This is a genomic window from Streptomyces sp. NPDC052107 (assembly GCF_040680215.1).
Classification (GTDB): Bacteria; Actinomycetota; Actinomycetes; order Streptomycetales; family Streptomycetaceae; genus Streptomyces.
Genome location: NZ_JBFAWG010000313.1, coordinates 1 through 1,113, shown reverse-complemented (window position 1 = coordinate 1,113; position 1,113 = coordinate 1). Strand labels below are relative to the sequence as shown.

2 protein-coding genes are annotated in these 1,113 nt (G+C 75.4%); one reads left to right on the top strand and one right to left on the bottom strand.

Annotated elements, in window-relative coordinates; all coding sequences use genetic code 11:
• Nucleotides 1–628, bottom strand: a 628-nt coding sequence (locus AB0M27_RS48085) for a cupin domain-containing protein (RefSeq protein WP_365732497.1), incomplete at its 3' end; no start/stop codon positions are given.
• Nucleotides 629–709: 81 nt separating this feature from the next.
• On the opposite strand from AB0M27_RS48085, the gene AB0M27_RS48080 reads away from it, so the two are divergent.
• The coding region (locus AB0M27_RS48080; protein ID WP_365732496.1) for an NAD(P)H-binding protein at nt 710–1,113 on the top strand (404 nt) is incomplete at its 3' end.

The following is a 1,113-nucleotide window of genomic DNA, read 5'->3' as shown; positions in this document are numbered from 1 at the left end:
CGGGGTCGCCCATCGCCCGGTACCAGGCGGGGGCCTCCGCTCCCGGCCGGGCGAACCAGCCGCGCAGCACGGCGATGAGCAGCAGGTCGAGCAGCCGGTCCAGCACCACGTGCTGCCCCGGTTCGTCCCTCGCGATCTCCGTGTCGAGCAGCCGCAGCAGCGGGCCGGTCCGGTCGTCGGCGGGAAGCCGGAGCAGCGGGGGCAGGGCGTCGAGCAGTCGGCGGCTGATCTCGCCGTCCATCAGATAGGTGCCGACGAGGACCGCCGTCGCCCCCTGGGCCGCGTTGCCCCAGGTCCGTACCCCCAGCACCATCTCCTGGGAGAGCGGCTTCCCGTGCAGAGTGGTGCAGTGACCGCCGGGGCCGACCAGCGCGTGCGGCTCGGTGGTGGCCGCGTCCGCGACGGTGTACGGGTGGGGGCCCCGTACCACCGCGACCTCACCGGGCTCCAGCCGCACCGGCCCGGCCCCCTCGGAGGGGACGATCCACGCCGCGCCCCGGGTGACCGACATCAGGCAGATCGGGGCGTGGTCCGCGACCCGCACCGCCCAGGGCGGCTCCATCACCATGCGCAGGAGAAAGGCACCCCGGGCCCGTGGTCCGTCCAGGAGTCCGGCGAGAGGGTCCATGGCCGACAGCGTAGACGCGGACGGAGGGAGCTGAGCGTCTCGGCCATGTCCCCGGCGCCCGCCGCCCGGAAGCCTGGAGCCATGACGGAGAACGCCAAGAAGACGTCGTATACGAAGCGGTCCGAGGACGCGCGGAGAGGGGTGGAGGCCATGGGAACGGTTCTGGTGACGAGCGGCACCGGCAAGACCGGCCGCCGGGTGGCGGAGCGGCTGACGGAACAGGGGGTGCCGGTCCGGGCCGGTTCACGGAACGCGTCGCCGACGGGCGTGGCGGCGGGCGGCAGGAGCGGCGGGGTGCGCTTCGACTGGGCGGACCCGTCGGGGTGGGCGGTCGCGCTGGACGGTACGGAGGCCGCCTATGTGGCGTACCCCCCGGATCTGGCGGTGCCCGGCGCGGCGGAGGCGATGGCGGAGTTCGGGCGGCTCGCGGCACAGGCCGGGGTGCGCCGGGTGGTGCTCCTGTCGGGGCGCGGCGAGCCGCGGGC